General features: G+C 61.6%; 12 protein-coding genes. 4 read left to right on the top strand and 8 right to left on the bottom strand.

All coding sequences use genetic code 11. The annotated features are described in order from the left end of the window. Nucleotides 1-15 precede the first annotated feature (15 nt). Nucleotides 16-999 (bottom strand): endolytic transglycosylase MltG, encoded by a 984-nt coding sequence (gene mltG, locus HZ993_RS02285; RefSeq protein WP_209395666.1) that lies wholly within the window; start codon nt 997-999, stop codon nt 16-18. A 47-nt stretch (nt 1,000-1,046) separates the two neighbouring features. Here mltG and HZ993_RS02280 point away from each other — a divergent pair, with 47 nt between their 5' ends. Both HZ993_RS02280 and HZ993_RS02275 read left to right on the top strand, forming a co-directional pair. Next, nucleotides 1,047-2,003 carry a folate-binding protein YgfZ gene (locus HZ993_RS02280; RefSeq protein ID WP_209395665.1) on the top strand — a complete coding sequence of 319 codons (957 nt, stop codon included), beginning with the start codon at nt 1,047-1,049 and terminating at the stop codon, nt 2,001-2,003. A 112-nt stretch (nt 2,004-2,115) separates the two neighbouring features. Then, nucleotides 2,116-2,742, top strand: coding sequence for a protein phosphatase CheZ (locus HZ993_RS02275; protein ID WP_209395664.1), 627 nt, complete (start codon nt 2,116-2,118; stop codon nt 2,740-2,742). An 11-nt stretch (nt 2,743-2,753) separates the two neighbouring features. Here the strand turns inward: HZ993_RS02275 and HZ993_RS02270 are convergent, their stop codons facing one another. Both HZ993_RS02270 and HZ993_RS02265 read right to left on the bottom strand, forming a co-directional pair. Next, a complete protein-coding gene (locus HZ993_RS02270) occupies nt 2,754-3,623 on the bottom strand; it encodes a YbgC/FadM family acyl-CoA thioesterase (RefSeq protein WP_209395663.1) in 870 nt (289 codons plus the stop codon). After that, the gene (locus HZ993_RS02265; RefSeq protein ID WP_209395662.1) at nt 3,624-4,610 is read right to left on the bottom strand and encodes an alpha/beta hydrolase; all 987 of its coding nucleotides are present in this window, start codon (nt 4,608-4,610) and stop codon (nt 3,624-3,626) included. 53 nt (nt 4,611-4,663) lie between these two features. Here HZ993_RS02265 and HZ993_RS02260 point away from each other — a divergent pair, with 53 nt between their 5' ends. Both HZ993_RS02260 and HZ993_RS02255 read left to right on the top strand, forming a co-directional pair. Continuing rightward, complete coding sequence (locus HZ993_RS02260) at nt 4,664-5,800, top strand: iron-containing alcohol dehydrogenase (RefSeq protein WP_209395661.1); 1,137 nt, start codon at nt 4,664-4,666, stop codon at nt 5,798-5,800. 33 nt (nt 5,801-5,833) lie between these two features. After that, nucleotides 5,834-6,406, top strand: coding sequence for a cysteine hydrolase family protein (locus HZ993_RS02255; protein ID WP_209395660.1), 573 nt, complete (start codon nt 5,834-5,836; stop codon nt 6,404-6,406). A gap of 12 nt (nt 6,407-6,418) precedes the next feature. Here the strand turns inward: HZ993_RS02255 and HZ993_RS02250 are convergent, their stop codons facing one another. The 5 genes from HZ993_RS02250 to HZ993_RS02230 form a co-directional block, all read right to left on the bottom strand. Continuing rightward, nucleotides 6,419-7,771 (bottom strand): M1 family metallopeptidase, encoded by a 1,353-nt coding sequence (locus tag HZ993_RS02250; protein WP_209395659.1) that lies wholly within the window; start codon nt 7,769-7,771, stop codon nt 6,419-6,421. Then, the gene (locus HZ993_RS02245) at nt 7,768-8,907 is read right to left on the bottom strand and encodes a patatin-like phospholipase family protein (RefSeq protein WP_209395658.1); all 1,140 of its coding nucleotides are present in this window, start codon (nt 8,905-8,907) and stop codon (nt 7,768-7,770) included. Before HZ993_RS02245 ends, HZ993_RS02250 begins: the two co-directional genes overlap by 4 nt. Next, nucleotides 8,907-9,713, bottom strand: a complete 807-nt coding sequence (locus HZ993_RS02240) for an HDOD domain-containing protein (RefSeq protein ID WP_209395657.1) — start codon at nt 9,711-9,713, stop codon at nt 8,907-8,909. Before HZ993_RS02240 ends, HZ993_RS02245 begins: the two co-directional genes overlap by 1 nt. Before the next feature lie 65 nt (nt 9,714-9,778). Continuing rightward, nucleotides 9,779-11,416, bottom strand: coding sequence for a response regulator (locus HZ993_RS02235; RefSeq protein WP_209395656.1), 1,638 nt, complete (start codon nt 11,414-11,416; stop codon nt 9,779-9,781). A 2-nt stretch (nt 11,417-11,418) separates the two neighbouring features. Then, nucleotides 11,419-14,973 (bottom strand): response regulator, encoded by a 3,555-nt coding sequence (locus tag HZ993_RS02230; RefSeq protein WP_209395655.1) that lies wholly within the window; start codon nt 14,971-14,973, stop codon nt 11,419-11,421. Nucleotides 14,974-14,978 lie beyond the last annotated feature (5 nt).

Here is a 14,978-nt window from a genome sequence, read left to right as displayed (position 1 = left end):
TGGTTTTTCACGGCTCTACTGTCCGCGCTGGTATTTGTTGACCGCCCTATTGTGCTCGTCCAGCGTGGTGCTGAAGTGGCTGCTGCCATCACCCTTGGCCACAAAGTACAGTGCTTTGGATGGCGCCGGTTGCACGGCGGCAATCAAAGACGCCTTGCCGGGCATGGCAATAGGTGTGGGCGGCAGGCCAACGCGGGTGTAGGTGTTCCACGGTGTGTCGGCCAGCAGGTCTTTTTTGCGCAAGTTGCCATCAAAGGCATCACCCAGGCCGTAGATCACCGTGGGGTCGGTTTGCAGACGCATGCCGATGGCCAGCCGATTATTGAACACGGCCGATATCGTGGGCCGGTCTGCGGGTGCGCCGGTTTCTTTTTCAACAATACTGGCCAGTACCAGCGCCTGTTCGGGGGTCGTCAGCGGTGACTTGGGGTCACGCTGCGCCCAGGCAGCGGCCAGCCGTTTGTCCATGGCCTGCATGGCACGCTTGAGCACCGCAAGATCACTGGAGCCTTTGCTGTAGGTGTAGGTATCCGGGAAGAAGTGGCCCTCGGCAGGCACACCGGGTTTGCCCAGTTGCATCATGATGTCGTTGGCTGACAGGGCTTGAGAATCGGGCTTGAGCTGTTCGGCTTTCTTCAGCGCGTCGCGCACCTGGCGAAAGGTCCAGCCTTCTACTAGCGTCACGCTGCGCAGGGCTTCCTCTCCGCGCACCAGCTTTTGCAGCAGGCTGGTGGGCGTCGTCAACCGGTCCAACTCATAACTACCGGCGCGGATCTGGCGGGATTGCCCCGAAAGCCTGAACCACGCATGCAGCAGCACCGGGTTGACAGCGACACCGGCTTGCGCAACGGTGGCTGCCACCTCACGGGCGCTCATGCCGGGCTCTACGGAGACGTCCACCGACTCTGCAGCAAGGTCAAACGGCTGATTGACCCACAGGTATCCGGCACCGGCAGCGGCCAGCACAAGGCCCAGCACGAGAACAAAGAAAAAGCGCACAGCCCTACAAGCCTATTGAGATCATGGGAGGAATGATAATTCAGAGCATGAACACGACGACCCCGCATCCCCAGGCCCCCAACACCTCACTAACGTTTTTAAACGGCGTGGCACCCATTGCCCATCTAGGCGTCATCAAAATCGAAGGTGAAGAGGCGGCCAAATTCATCCACGGGCAACTGACCCACGACTTTTCGCTGCTGGATTTGCACACCGCACGCCTGGCGGCCTTTTGTTCTGCCAAAGGGCGTATGCAGGCCAGCTTTATTGGCTTCAAACGCAGCGCCACGGAGATTCTGCTGGTCTGCAGTCTGGACATCCTGCCCGCCACACTCAAGCGCTTGTCCATGTTTGTGATGCGGGCCAAGGCCAAACTCAGCGACGCCAGCGCGCAATACTCCATCCTGGGCCTTTTAGGAAACGCTACAAAACCGATAGCTGACCAGGCTTATTCGGCGTGGGCTAAGGCCGATATTGACGCAAGCACTTTTGTCAATCTGTACCCTGCGGACGGCGTGCCCCGCCAACTGTGGATAGCACCGGTCGGCACACCAGCGCCAAAGGGACAGGCTTTGCCAGCGGAGCCGTGGTTGTGGAGCGAGGTGCGCAGCGGGGTGGCCACCATTTCCGCACCGGTGGTCGAGGCCTTTGTGCCGCAGATGCTGAACTACGAATCCATCGGCGGCGTCAATTTCAAAAAGGGTTGTTACCCCGGCCAGGAGGTTGTGGCGCGCAGCCAGTTCCGCGGCACGCTGAAGCGCCGGGCCTTTGTGGTGCATGCCGATGCAGACATGGCGGCTGGCAACGAGGTGTTTGCAGCCGATGACGAATCTCAACCGGTTGCCACAGTTGTACAGGCGGCACCCGCACCCCAGGGCGGCTTTGATGCGATTCTGTCTGCACAGTTGTCGGCGGTGGAGCGTGGCACCCTCCACCTGGGCTCCAACAGCGGACCAGCCCTGCAAATCTTGCCCCTGCCTTACGCATTGCTCGACGACATTTGAAGCCAGTTCCACGTAAACGGGCAATTTGCAGTTAAATTGCGCACGTGGATGTTTGGACCTTCATAATTGGGCCAAAATCCGAAAATATGTCCAGAAGGGATTGGTTCCAAAGATGTCTAAACCGATAAGCAAAGATGAGGCGTTTGCGCGCCTGGGTGCCATTACCCGTGAAATGCACGAGGCCTTCAGCGTGCTGGGCGGCAGCAATGATTTGCACAATGTGGTTGAAGAGTTTCCCAATGCGCGCGAGCGTCTGGCGCACGTCGGGAAAATGACTGAAAACGCTGCCAACACTGTGCTCAACCTGGTGGATGCAGCCAAACCTGAATGTGACGACCTGGTCAAACGCGGCGAAGAATTGGGTCAGTCCCTGGCCCGCATGGCCGCCTCGGAAGACTTGACCGTGGAACGCGCCCGCGCCCTGATGGGTGTGTGTGGCAAATTCGCCGAGCGCACGTCCCAGTTTGCCGGCAAACAGGCCTCTATCTTGAGCGACATCATGATGGCGCAAGACTTTCAGGACCTGTCCGGACAGGTGATCAAGAAAGTCATCGACATCATCAACCGCACCGAGCTCCAACTGGTGCAACTGCTGGTAGACAGCGCGCCCAACCAGGGTGAAGAAAAACCAGCCGAAGAGTTCACTGGTGAGACCCACCAGCTGCAAGGCCCCCAGGCCACCGCAGAGGCCCTGGCCCAGGGCGATGTGGACGACCTGCTGGCCTCCCTGGGGTTCTGACCCGCCCTTTTTTAGACCAAGGGCAGCACCATTTCTATATGCTGTATGCCCGCTTCTTCGAATACCGGCCCACGCGCTAAAAAACCCTGGCGCGTGTAAAAACCTTCGGCACTGCATTGCGCATGCAGCATCACCTCCGTGTCACCCCGTGCACGGGCAGCATTTAGCAAACCCACCAATACATCACGACCGAAACGGGAGCCACGCAGCCCACGGTCCACTGCCATACGTCCGATGCGGCCCACCTGGGGCGCATGTTGCAGCAGCCGCCCCGTGGCCACCGGCCGGCCCAGCTTGTTGCAGACCAGGGCGTGCACGGCGGTGGCGTCCGCCGCGTCCCACACCATGTGGGCGCCAATACCCTGCTCGTTGACAAACACATCGGTGCGCAGGCTGGACACGGGTTCACGCAGGCTGTCCCAAGCGCCTACCTGCAGATCCGTCACGGCCTGGCCCTCTTCAAAAGTGTCAAACACGGCACGCAGGGCCTCGGGTACGGGCTGCGAGGTTTGTGTGGCCGGGTTGGCATACACATACAGCAACTCGGCCGTGATCAGCAAGGTGTCGCCTCGGAAAATGGCGCCCTCAAACACCACGGACGAGGTGCCGATGCGGGCACAGCGCAGGCCCACGTCGATGGTGTCGTCATAACGGGCGGAGCCGTGGTATTCCACACTGGCTTTCTTGACAAACAGGTCACCGCCCAGCCCGTGTAGCGTGGCCTCGTACGGCAAGGCCAGCTTGCGCCAGTAACCTGACATGGCCGTGTCGAAATACATCAGGTAATGGGCGTTGAAAACAATCTTCTGCATGTCCACCTCGGCCCAGCGCACCTGGATGCGGTGGAAACTGCGGAAGTCAGAACGTTTGGTACTTGCCATTTAAACCATCTCCTTGAATGCGTGAACCAGAGCGCGGGCGGCATCCGCGTGGGCCTGGCCGGCCTGGGGAATCGCACGGCCCATTTTGATGAATTCGTGCACCACGCCGCGGTAAATGTCCAACTCCACCGGCACACCCGCCATGCGCAGGCGGTCAGCATAATGCACGCCTTCGTCCACCAGGGGATCGCATTCTGCCAGGCCCAGCCAGGCGGGCGCGACGCCATCCAGCTCCACCGGGTAGCCCGTTGCATCGTGTCCGTCCAACGGTGCAAAACGCCAGTCATCCCAATCGGCGGGGGTGCGCAGGTAGTGGTTGAAGAAATACTGGATGTGCGACTGCTCCAGCACAAAGCCATCAGCAAACATGCGGTGTGAATCCGTGTGCTGGTGGGCCGCCGTGCCCGGGTAAAACAGCAGCTGCAAAGCCAGGCGGATATCGGCATTGCGCGCCAGGATGGCGCAGACCGCGGCCAAGGTGCCACCGGCGCTGTCGCCCCCCACCGCGATGTGGGTGCTGCGGATGTTGCGTGTGGCGCCCTGCTCTGCCACCCACTGCACCACGTCCCAGGCGTCGTCCACCGCGGTGGGGAACTTGTGCTCTGGCGCCAGCCGGTAGTCCACCGACAACACGGCACACTGCGCGCGGTGTGCCAACTGGCGGCACAGGCCATCGTGGGTGGCAATGCTGCCGATCGTGAAGCCGCCGCCGTGGAAGTAGACCAACACCGGCAGGGTCTGGTCCTCGCTGGGAGCGACCAGGCGCACCGGTATGGCAAAGCCGTCGCGGGCCGTGATGTGGAAGTCTTCCGCCCGCGCCATGGGCTGCAGCGGCAGCTCCAGCACGTCGGCGCCAGCCGCATAGGCCGCGCGTGCCTGCACCGGGTTCAGGCTGTGCAAGGGCGGGTGGCCCGCACGGACCATGCGTTCCAGCACACTGTGCATGGCGGGCGTGAGCAAGGTCTTGGGGTTACGTCGGTGACTCATGTTTTGATGGGTTCTTGCTACAGTGCAACTTTTCATCCTAACCCCAAATCGCCATGGCATTGATCTACTACATCACCCAAGTTCAGTTTGATTTTGGTGCCGTCAAGCTGCTCAAACAGGAATGTGAACGGGTGGGCATCACCCGCCCGCTGATCGTGACCGATGCCGGCGTCAAGGCCGCGGGTGTGTTGCAAAAAGCGCTGGATGCCCTGCCCGGCCTGCCGGTGGCCGTGTTTGACCAAACCCCGTCCAACCCGACGGAGGCTGCGGTGCGTGCCGCTGTGGATGTGTACAAAGCCAACCAGTGTGACGGCCTGATTGCCGTGGGCGGTGGCTCGGCCATCGACTGTGCCAAAGGTGTGGCCATTGCTGCCACGCACGAAGGACCTTTGACCCACTACGCCACCATTTTGGGCGGATCCCCCCGCATCACAGAGCGCGTGGCCCCCATCATTGCCGTGCCCACCACCAGCGGCACCGGCAGCGAGGTGGCGCGCGGCGCCATCATCATCGTGGACGACCACCGCAAGCTGGGTTTTCACTCTTGGCACTTGGTGCCCAAGACCGCCATTTGTGACCCTGAGCTGACCTTTGGCCTGCCTCCCAAGTTGACCGCCGCCACCGGCATGGACGCCATTGCACATTGCATGGAAACCTTTATGGCTCCGTCCTTCAACCCACCGGCCGACGGCATTGCGCTCGACGGCCTGCAGCGCGGCTGGTCGGCCATTGAACGCGCCACCAAAGATGGCCAGGACCGCGAAGCACGACAGAACATGATGAGTGCATCCATGCAAGGCGCCATGGCCTTCCAGAAAGGCCTGGGCTGCGTGCACAGCTTAAGCCACAGCCTGGGCGGCGTGGACCCACGCCTGCACCACGGCACGCTGAACGCCATGTTTTTACCGGCGGTTATTGCCTTCAACGCCACGGCAGAGTCCGTCCAAAAAGACAACCGCCTGCAGCGCATGGCCCATGCCATGGGGCTGTCGTCGGCCAGCGATATCGGTGCCGCCATCCAGGACATGAACGCACGCCTGGGCCTGCCCAGCGGCCTGGCCGCCATGGGTGTGGATGCCAGCATGTTTGACCAGATCATCGTGGGGGCCATGGCCGACCATTGCCACAAGACCAATCCGCGCATTGCGACGGAAGACGAATACCGCGAGATGTTGGTGCAGTCCTTGTAAACACACACCCAACACTATTCGGAGAAGTCCACCATGGCCAGCGTACGCGAAGGTAACCAGCCCGTTCTATTGGTTGTTGACGTGCAGGTAGACGTCGTCAAAGGTGCGTGGGACGCACCCCGTGTGGTGGGCAATGTGGCATTGGCGGTGCAGCGAGCCCGCGCGGCAGGCGCGCCGGTCATCTGGGTGCAGCACAACGACGACGAACTGGTCAAGGACAGCCCCGAATGGCAGTGGGCGCCCGAGCTGGCGCCAGCCGCGGGCGAGCGCTTGATCCACAAGAACTTCAATTCATCGTTCGAGCACACGACGCTGGACGATGAACTGGCCAAACTGGGCGCCACCCACATCCTGCTGGCGGGCTGCGCCACCAACTGGTGCATACGCGCCACGGCCTATGGCGCGCTGGAGCGTGGTTACGACCTGACCCTGGTCAAGGACGCCCACACCACCAAAACCATGGACCTGGACAACGGCCAGAAGATAGAAGCCGCCACGCTGGTGCAAGACCTCAACATTGCGATGACCTGGCTCAGTTACCCCGGCCGCAAAAACACGACGGCCAAGGCGCAAGACTTGGCGTTTGCGGCAGGCGCAGTCGCTTAGACCAAGGGGCTGTCAGCGGGCTTCCACCCACTGCTTGAAGAAGGCGGTCAAGTCCACACCACTGCCCTCCTCCATCGCCTTTTTAAAGTCGGCCGTTTCCACCGACTGCCCCCAATGTTTGCGGGTGTAGTGCTTGAAAGCTTTCCAGAATGTGGCGTCGCCCAACAGGTTGCGCAGCTCGTGCAGCACCAGAGAGCCCTTGTCATAGACCAGGGAACGGTCGGTTGCGGAGGGGTTGTCCCAGTCCGGAAACACCAGTGAGCGGTCGTGCCCCGCCGCTTGGATAGCTAGGTATTTGGCACGCGCCGCCTCAATGTTGTCGGCATACGTTTCCACGCCAAAGCGGTGCTCCAGGTAGGCGGCGGTCATGAAGGTGGCGATGCCTTCGTTCAGCCAGAAGTGCTGCCAGGATCGGTTGGTGATGCCATTGCCCCACCACTGGTGCGCAAACTCATGGGCGCCCAGCCAGATGGCCGCGCGCTTGTCCAGTACACGTTTGCCGTAGCGCACCCCCATCACCGAATACCCCGCCATCTCCTGCGCCGCCGGGCCCGCCAGCAAGACTTGGCGGTAGGCTGGCAACGGATAAGGAACGCCGGAGCGCTGCTCAAAAAACGCATGCATGTCGGCGCTGTCGGCAAACACCTGCTGCAGCTGGGCCGGTGTGAACTGGCTGGCCGGGCCGAAGTATTCCAGCCGGGTCTTGCCCGCCATGGCCTGGGCCCGTGCAAAGAGGCCCGCCGCAAAACCGTACAGGTAGCTGGGCATGGGCTGGTCCAGGTGCCAGCGGTGTGACCGTTTGCCGTCCGCTCGCGCTTGTGTTGCCTTGGGGCTGCCGTTGCCCACCGACACCAGTTCGGGTGGCAACACCAGGCTTAGATGGAACGGTGCACGCACAGCGGGGTCATCCAGGCAGGGCATCCATTGGCTGGTGCTGAATGCGGTGGCCACCTGTGGGCTATCGGGGTCAAAACGCAGGCCCGCGCTGCCAGCACCCGTGTAGCGCACTTGCAATTGCTGTGGTGTGCCGGCCTTCAGCGCAGCAGGCAGTTGGATGCGCAATTGGCTGCCTGTTTTCTCGAACGGGAGTGTTCGGCCAGCCAGTTCTACCGCTTCAATCTGCAGCGCGCCCGCATCCAGGCTCAGCTGCGACAGACTTGCTTGTTGGACCGAAAAGTCCATACGCAAAGTGCCGTGGATGGACTTGGTGTCAAACCGGGGCTCCAACTCCAGGTTGAACTGCGCCACACGCCAACCGGTCTGCGCCCACGCACCCGTGGCGGCCAGGCCGACGCACAACACCGCCAATACCCAGTGCAACAACCAGCGCAGCAGCTGGCCGTACACCGGAGCCCGCCCGGTCACAGCGCTTGTACCCGCGCCATGTCTGGTTTTTGCAGCCAGGCGGCAAACTCGTCCACCAGTTGGGTGCTGGCGCTGCAGGCAGCATTCCAGGCCTTCACCCGACCCGCCAGGTCGTTGCCGTAGCGGGTGAAATCAGTACGGTCCGGCAGCTTGCCGTGGGGCAGCGTCTTGACCCACTCGGGGTTGGGCGCCAGCAGCACCATGCGGTTCAGGTGGGGCGTGGCGTGGTGGCGCCACTTCAGGCTTTTGTCCAGCCAACCCGGCACCACGGCCTTCTGGAAATGGGGGTACAAGACCAAATCTCCTTGGTCAAATGGGCATCTAGCCCCCGTCGAATCTGATTGATTAGCTATTGAATCAGTAGCAACTGCAGTGCCCGGCAGGTAGTTGAGGTGCAGGTGGTAGTCGGTGATGCCGCCATCCCAGTAGGCGCCGGGCGGTGCGCCGGGTATGTTGTGCACGGCCTTGAGCACAAAAGGGATGGAGCAACTGGCCTGCAGCGCCTGGTTGAAATTGCGCTCGCTCAACGGCACTTGGCGGGTGCGGTAGTCGTCCGTGCCAAAGGGTAAAACAGCTTCCGGTGTGGAAAACACCACCCGCTCCAGCCAGGCCCCCATGGCCTTGCGGCGGACCACATTGGTCACAAAGGCGCCGAAGTAACCCAGCGGTGTGCGCAGGCCATGTTCGGTGTTTAACAAATGCCGCCCGCGCGAGGTGACGATGTGCAGCCGGTAACGCGGGTGCTGCAGTATCTCTTGCACCCGACCGCTGTAAAACGCCTGCAGGTTTTTGCCAAACAGCTCGCTGACCATGGCGGCGCTCACCCGCTTTTGGCCGGGCGGCAGCTCGTAGTGCTGGTGGATGTAATCGTGCTCCAGCCGCCGGAAACCAAAGGCCGATTGGTTCAGGCAGGCCGTGGCCATACGCCAGGCGCCAATCGACGCGCCGACCAGGTCTATGGGCTGTGTGGAGCCGTTGAGCCAATCGCCAAAGATGAAGCGATCCAGCGCACCCAAGACCAGCCCCTTGGGGCCACCGGCGGCGGCGGGAATGGTGCGAATGGCACTGGGTTGCAGGCCGTTTTGGGCGATAGATTGCCGGGCCACCGGGCCCGCGTAGATTTGAAGTGCTTGCATCAGGTATGCGCTGCCCAGTCGAAGGGGTCTTGCTGTAGAACAGCGTCGATGTCCAGGTCCAGCGCCACACCTACCGAGTCGGGAAAGGTCACGGCCATGGCCCGCTCGTTCATGTTGGCCTCGCGGGCGCGGGCGCGCCAGCACGCAAGGTGGATGACACCGGCCAGGGGTTCGTACACATTGTTTTCAAACGGGGCGTACTGGTGCTCCAGCGCATCCACCATGGGCTGCGGAAAATTCCACATACGGGCGTAACCCGCACCCACCGTGGCGTAGCAGTAGCCCAGCTCGCGCCGCTCAGCGCGGGCGCGGCGCAGGTCCAGCGGGGGCACATCCAGGTTGAGCACGGCCATGGCGTCGGGCATGGCCAGGTGCATGGCCAGTTCACCAATCCCGTGGATCAGGCCACAGGTAAAAGCCGCCTGCTGGTTTTGCCGCACCAGGCCGGCCAGCGCGCGCGAGATTTTGGCCACATTGAGGCTGTACTGCCAGAACTGCGCCAGCTGGATGCCCGGCACCGCCTTGGGCGAGGTGGCCCCGGCAGCCGCCAGTGCCATGGTCTTGACGTGGGCCAGCTCCAGCACGGCCAGCGCCTCAGACACACTGCTGATCTTGCCCTGCAGTTGAAAAAAATCGGAATTGGCCAACTGCAACAGCCGCGTGGTCAGCGCGGGGTCGGTGCTGATGAGCTGGGTGATCTTGCGCAAATCCACCTCGGGGCGGTCCAGCTCGGTCAGCAGCAGCGCCACCACCTTGGGGATGCTGGGCAGGTGAAAGTGCTGCGCCAACAAGGCACTGAGAATCATGACAAACAGCCTCCACGCATCAATCGGACCAACGTTATGTGGTGTCCATTATGGCGTGTAGATCGTCACGGGATTGGGGCTTGGTTGGGCTGCGGCACGTTGAACTTGGGCAGCATGACAGTTATGGCCGTGGTGTTGGTGTCGTCTGAGACAGCCAACTCAATGCTGCCGTGTTGTGCCTGCGTGAGCAGTTTGGCCGAGTAGGTGCCCAGGCCGGTGCCGCCCGTTTTGCCACTGGTGGCGTATTTGTCAAAGAAACGGTGGCGCATATCGGCGGGCACAGCGCCCTTGTTTTCGATAACGATGCGCAGCGGCGACTGGTCGTAGAGCTTGATGGAGACCTTGGTCGCATCGGGGGCTGCCTCGCAGGCATTCTTTAGCAGGTTCTGGAACAGCGAATAACACAGCATGGCATCACCCAGTGACTGGGGCATCTCCTCACCCACCGGCACATCGGCGTCGACCGAGATGGTCAGGTCCTTGCCGGAATAGGTGGTGCGGTTGATTTCGGCAATGCGCCGCAGGATGTCGGCCACCTTGACCGGCACGGCCTTGAGTTCAAAGCGCCCGGTCTCGATCTTGAACAATTCGGCCGACAGGTTGATCATGTTGAGCACCTGCAGCGCGGTCTCTTCCACCAACTTGAGCTGCTCCAGTTGGCGGCGGCCCACCGAGTCGTCATCTATCAGCGCCTGCAGCAGGCCCAGCACGCCGGCCAGCGGGCCTTTCATGTCGTGACGGGTGATGTGGGCAACGTCGTCCTTGAGCTGCGCCATCTCGACCATGTTGTCGTATTCGGACTGCAGGTCCTTGCGCATCTGCACATACCGCATGAAGTTGCGCACTCGGTGTTTGAGCGCCTCGGGGTCGATGGGCTTGGTGATGAAGTCCACGGCGCCCAGGTCCAGGCCTTTTAGGCGGGCGTCGCTGGAGGTCATGGCCGTCACAAAGATCACCGGTGTGGCCTCGGAGACGGGGTGTTCGCGCATTTGTTTGGCGACCTCGAAACCGTCCATGCCGGGCATCATGACGTCCAGCAGCACCAGGTCCGGCGGGTCGTCGGATGTGCAGATCTCCAGCGCCTTGGCGCCGTTCTGGGCCAGGCGCACGCGGTACTCGTCCTTCAGCAGGTTGGACAGCAGCATAAGGTTGTCGGGAGTGTCGTCCACCACCAGCACCGTGGGGCGAACCGCTTCCTTCGGTGCCTGAGCCGCCGCGTTTGCCGATGCCGGCACAGCGCGCGCCGATGCCGCCGCGGCGGTAGCAGCCGTGGTCGGGCTGCTGCGCGGCTTCCAGGCCAATGCTTTCTCGACCCGCATCATCAACTGGCCCGGTGAATAGGGTTTGAGGATCATGGAGGTCACACCACAGGCGATGGCCTCTTCGATGCGGGGGCGCTCGGCCTCGGCCGTAATCATGATGAAGGGCAGCGCATACAGCTTGGGGTCTTCGCGGATGGCCTTGAGCAGCTCCAGGCCCGACATCACCGGCATGTTCCAGTCGGACAGGACCACATTGATGGCCTGGCTGCGCAGCACCCGCAGGGCCTCTTTGCCGTCCTTGGCGGTGACGATTTTCTCGGCGCCCAGCTGGCGCAACTGGTTGACGGTGACGCGGCGCATGGCCTCGAAGTCGTCGACCACCAGGAAAGACAGGGCCTTGTCGAGTGTGGGGACGTGGGGTTGGTTGTAGATGGCGGCCATGGTTAGGTCTCTCCGGTTTGCAGTGCAGCCAGGGCTGCGTCGAAATCAAATTCAGCCACGGCTTTGGCCACCCGCTGCAGCGTGGCTGCCAGCGCTGTGCCCTGCACCATCTCGGCTAACGCATCCACGGCATCGGCCGCATCGGCATCGCTGTTTTTGAGCAGCTGCGCCAGGCGCTGTTTGGCCGCCAGGACTTGCGGTGTGTCCACCGCGGCGGTCGCCAGGGGTGCAGCCACCTGTGCGGCGGTGGCGGTCGGCGCTGCATCCAGCGTCCGCAAGCCCGCGATGACGGGCGCCAGCTGCTGAAGGGTATGGGCCAACAAGGGTTCAATGTCTGCGGGCGCGGCGTTGGCCATCAGGGCATGCTCCAGGTCCGCGGCTGCCGCCTGAACACTCTTGGCGCCAATATTGCCCGCTGTGCCCTTGAGGGTGTGGGCGGCGCGGGCTGCTGCAGTGGGGTCTGCGTCGCTGCGGGCAGCCGCAAACAGGGTGGCAAAATTGCCCTGGCTGTCGCGAAACTTGATCAGCAGCCGGGTGTAGAGCTTGGGGTTGTCCATGGTGGTGGCCAGCCCTGCGGCGACGTCGATACCCACCAGGTTGGCAAAAGGTGTACTGGTTTTTGCAGCAGATGCCTTCAAGCCTTTTTGGCCTGTAGCCCCCGTATTTGCTGATTCATTCGCTATCGATTCAGGAGCGTCTTTCTTCTGCGGTTTGATCCACTTGGCAATGGTGGCAAACATCTCCCCCACATTCAGCGGCTTGGCAATGTGGTCCCACATGCCGGCCTCCAGCACCTTCTCACGGTCCCCAGCCATCGCATTGGCCGTCATCGCAAGAATGGGCAGATCTTTGAATTGGGGGTTCTGGCGGATCGCTCGCGTGGCTTCGTAACCATCCATCACCGGCATCTGGCAGTCCATCAGCACACCATCGAATTTGCTGTCCTTGGCCAGTATGTCCAGCGCCTCCTGGCCATGGTTGGCCAGCACCACCTCGACACCTGCATTGGCCAGCAGCTCCAGCGCCAGTTCCTGGTTCATCTCGTTGTCTTCGACCAGCAGCACCCGGGCTCCGGCCAGTTGGGCCATGGCTTCGTGGTGGGTGACCGCCTTTTCGCTGGAACGGGTCTCCACCACCAGGCCCTTGCCCAGGGTCTCGCCTATGGCTTCCAGCAGGGTCGAGGCGGTTACGGGTTTGGTCAGCACGGTGTCCAGGCGCACACCGCGCTGTTGGGCACTGCCCAGGGCTTCTTCACGGCCATAGGCCGTGACCATGATGATGGTGGGCACATGGATGAGGTGTTCTTCGCGCAGCTGGCGCACCGTCTCCACACCGTCCATGGCGGGCATCTTCCAGTCCATCAGCACCAGGTCGTAGGGCAAGGCTTTCTGGTCAGCCTGGGCCACCATCTGCAGGGCCTGGGCGCCATTCCAGGCTGCGTCCACTTCCAGTCCGAAGTTGCGCGCCATGGCGGAGAGGATTTCTCGGGCACTGGCGTTGTCGTCCACCACCAGCACACGCACACCCAGCAGTTCGTCGGCGGTGAACATGCGCCGGGCCATGGGTTCTGCCTGCACACCAAAGCGGGCGTGGAAGTGGAAGCTGGAGCCTTTGCCGGCCTCACTCTCCACCCAGATGCGCCCGCCCATGGCTTCGACCAGGTTCTTCGAGATTGCCAAGCCCAGTCCGGTGCCGCCGTATTTGCGGGTGGTGGAGGCGTCGGCCTGGCTGAAGCTCTGGAACATCTTGGCGCATTGCTCGGGGGTCATGCCGATGCCGCTGTCTTTGACCCAGAAGTGCAGTTCTATGCCGTCGGAATCTTGCGCCACTTTTTCAATGCCGATGACGATTTCACCGGACTCGGTGAACTTGACGGCGTTGTTGCCCAGGTTGATGAGGATCTGGCCCAGGCGCAGGGGGTCGCCGCGCAATGCGGTGGGAAGGTCCGGAGCAGCGTTGAAGAGTAATTCCAGGCCTTTGTCTTCGGCTTTCATACCCACCAGGTTGGCCAGGTTGTCCATGACGTCCTCTAGGCGGAAGTCTATGGTCTCCATGCTCATCTTGCCGGCTTCGATTTTGCTGAAGTCCAGGATGTCGTTGATGATGCCCAAGAGGTTCTCGCCCGAGCGGTGGACCTTTTCGATGTAGTTGCGCTGTTTCTTGTCCAGGTTGGTCTGCAGGGCCAGGTGGCTCATGCCGATGATGGCGTTCATGGGGGTACGGATTTCGTGGCTCATGTTGGCCAGGAAGTCGCTCTTGGCCTGGGTGGCACTGTCGGCCTTTTGCCGCGCTTCGTCCAGGTCTTCCAGGATGTTGAGCATGGCCTTGCGCGTTTTCTCCGACTTCTTGACCATGCCTTCCAGGTCCTCGACAAGCCCGTGGTTGCGTTGCAGCGCATCTTGTACCTGGAGCACACTGGCGCGTGCGCGCGCCGCGTTGCCCTGCGTTTCTTTGTGCAGTGATTGGTAGTGGACATTGTCCTGGTAGGCGTCCTGCCACCGCTTTAGCGCAGCAAACACCAGTGCGCGCTCTCGGTAAAAAGCGAGTGCCTGATCGCGCTGGCCATCCTCATCCAGATAGGGCTCGGCCAGCTGAAGGTAGTGCAGAGCTGCTGCCGGATTGCCCGCTCCAAGTTCTACCTTGCTGGCAGCGTTATAAAACTCCATATAACAGTTGCGCTCGATATCCGCTGCTTTCGCCAAGAGCTCGGCGGCAAGACCTATCATGCGCCGCGCAGAACTCCAGTCCCCGTTCTCGGCGTAAGCCACCGCCGTGACGCATCTGAAACTGATGGCAAATTGGGGCGTGATGGTGACATGCCGATCCTGGAAATCGATATACGGTTCGACCAGACTGAGCGCGGTCTTGAAGTTTCCAATGGCCAGATGCGAATCCACAAGATTAAGACGCCCGGCCAGAACACCTTGAGAAAAGGGAAGTTGCTGATCGATTTCATCCGCCTGCGTCAGCACGGTGATGGCCTCGTCGTAATTGCCAATCTTGTGTTGCACCGAACCAATGTTGTGCAAAATTCGTGCAAGCAATAGGGGTGAATGCAACCCACGGGCCGCGGTCAGCGCCTTGTAGTAAAACGACACCGCTTCGTCAAACTTGCTCTGCCGGGAGGCATTCATGGCAAATGCTCCGAACACCAGAAACTGGTCCAGTAGATCAAACTGGTGGATTTGCGCCAGGCAAGCCTGCAGCTCTGAAATCACCTCACCGTAGTGGTGCGCATAGCTGAACCATTGCCCGATCGAGTAAGTAGCCCGGTACATGGCAAGGCTGTCACCCAGCTTTTGCGCACGCGCTTGGGTTGCCCTGCGCCCGTCCAGCGCGCTTTCCTGCTTGCCCATCCGGGAGTTGCAGCAGTCAAAGGTGACCCGGGCCAATATTTGAGCTTTTGCATCGCCTTGCGCATCGGCCATCGCCAAGGCTTCCACCGCGATTTCATGCGCTTGGCGGGGGTCGATAGGGTGCATGTTCCACGCGCGCTCGTTCAGCGCCAGCGCAGAGGACGCTTCGGGACCAGTAGCGGCAACTTGATTGTGGGTCATGGTGG

Origin of the sequence: Rhodoferax sp. AJA081-3, assembly GCF_017798165.1 — a bacterium.
Classification (GTDB): domain Bacteria; phylum Pseudomonadota; class Gammaproteobacteria; order Burkholderiales; family Burkholderiaceae_C; genus Allorhodoferax.
This window is presented reverse-complemented; position numbering and strand designations above follow the sequence as displayed.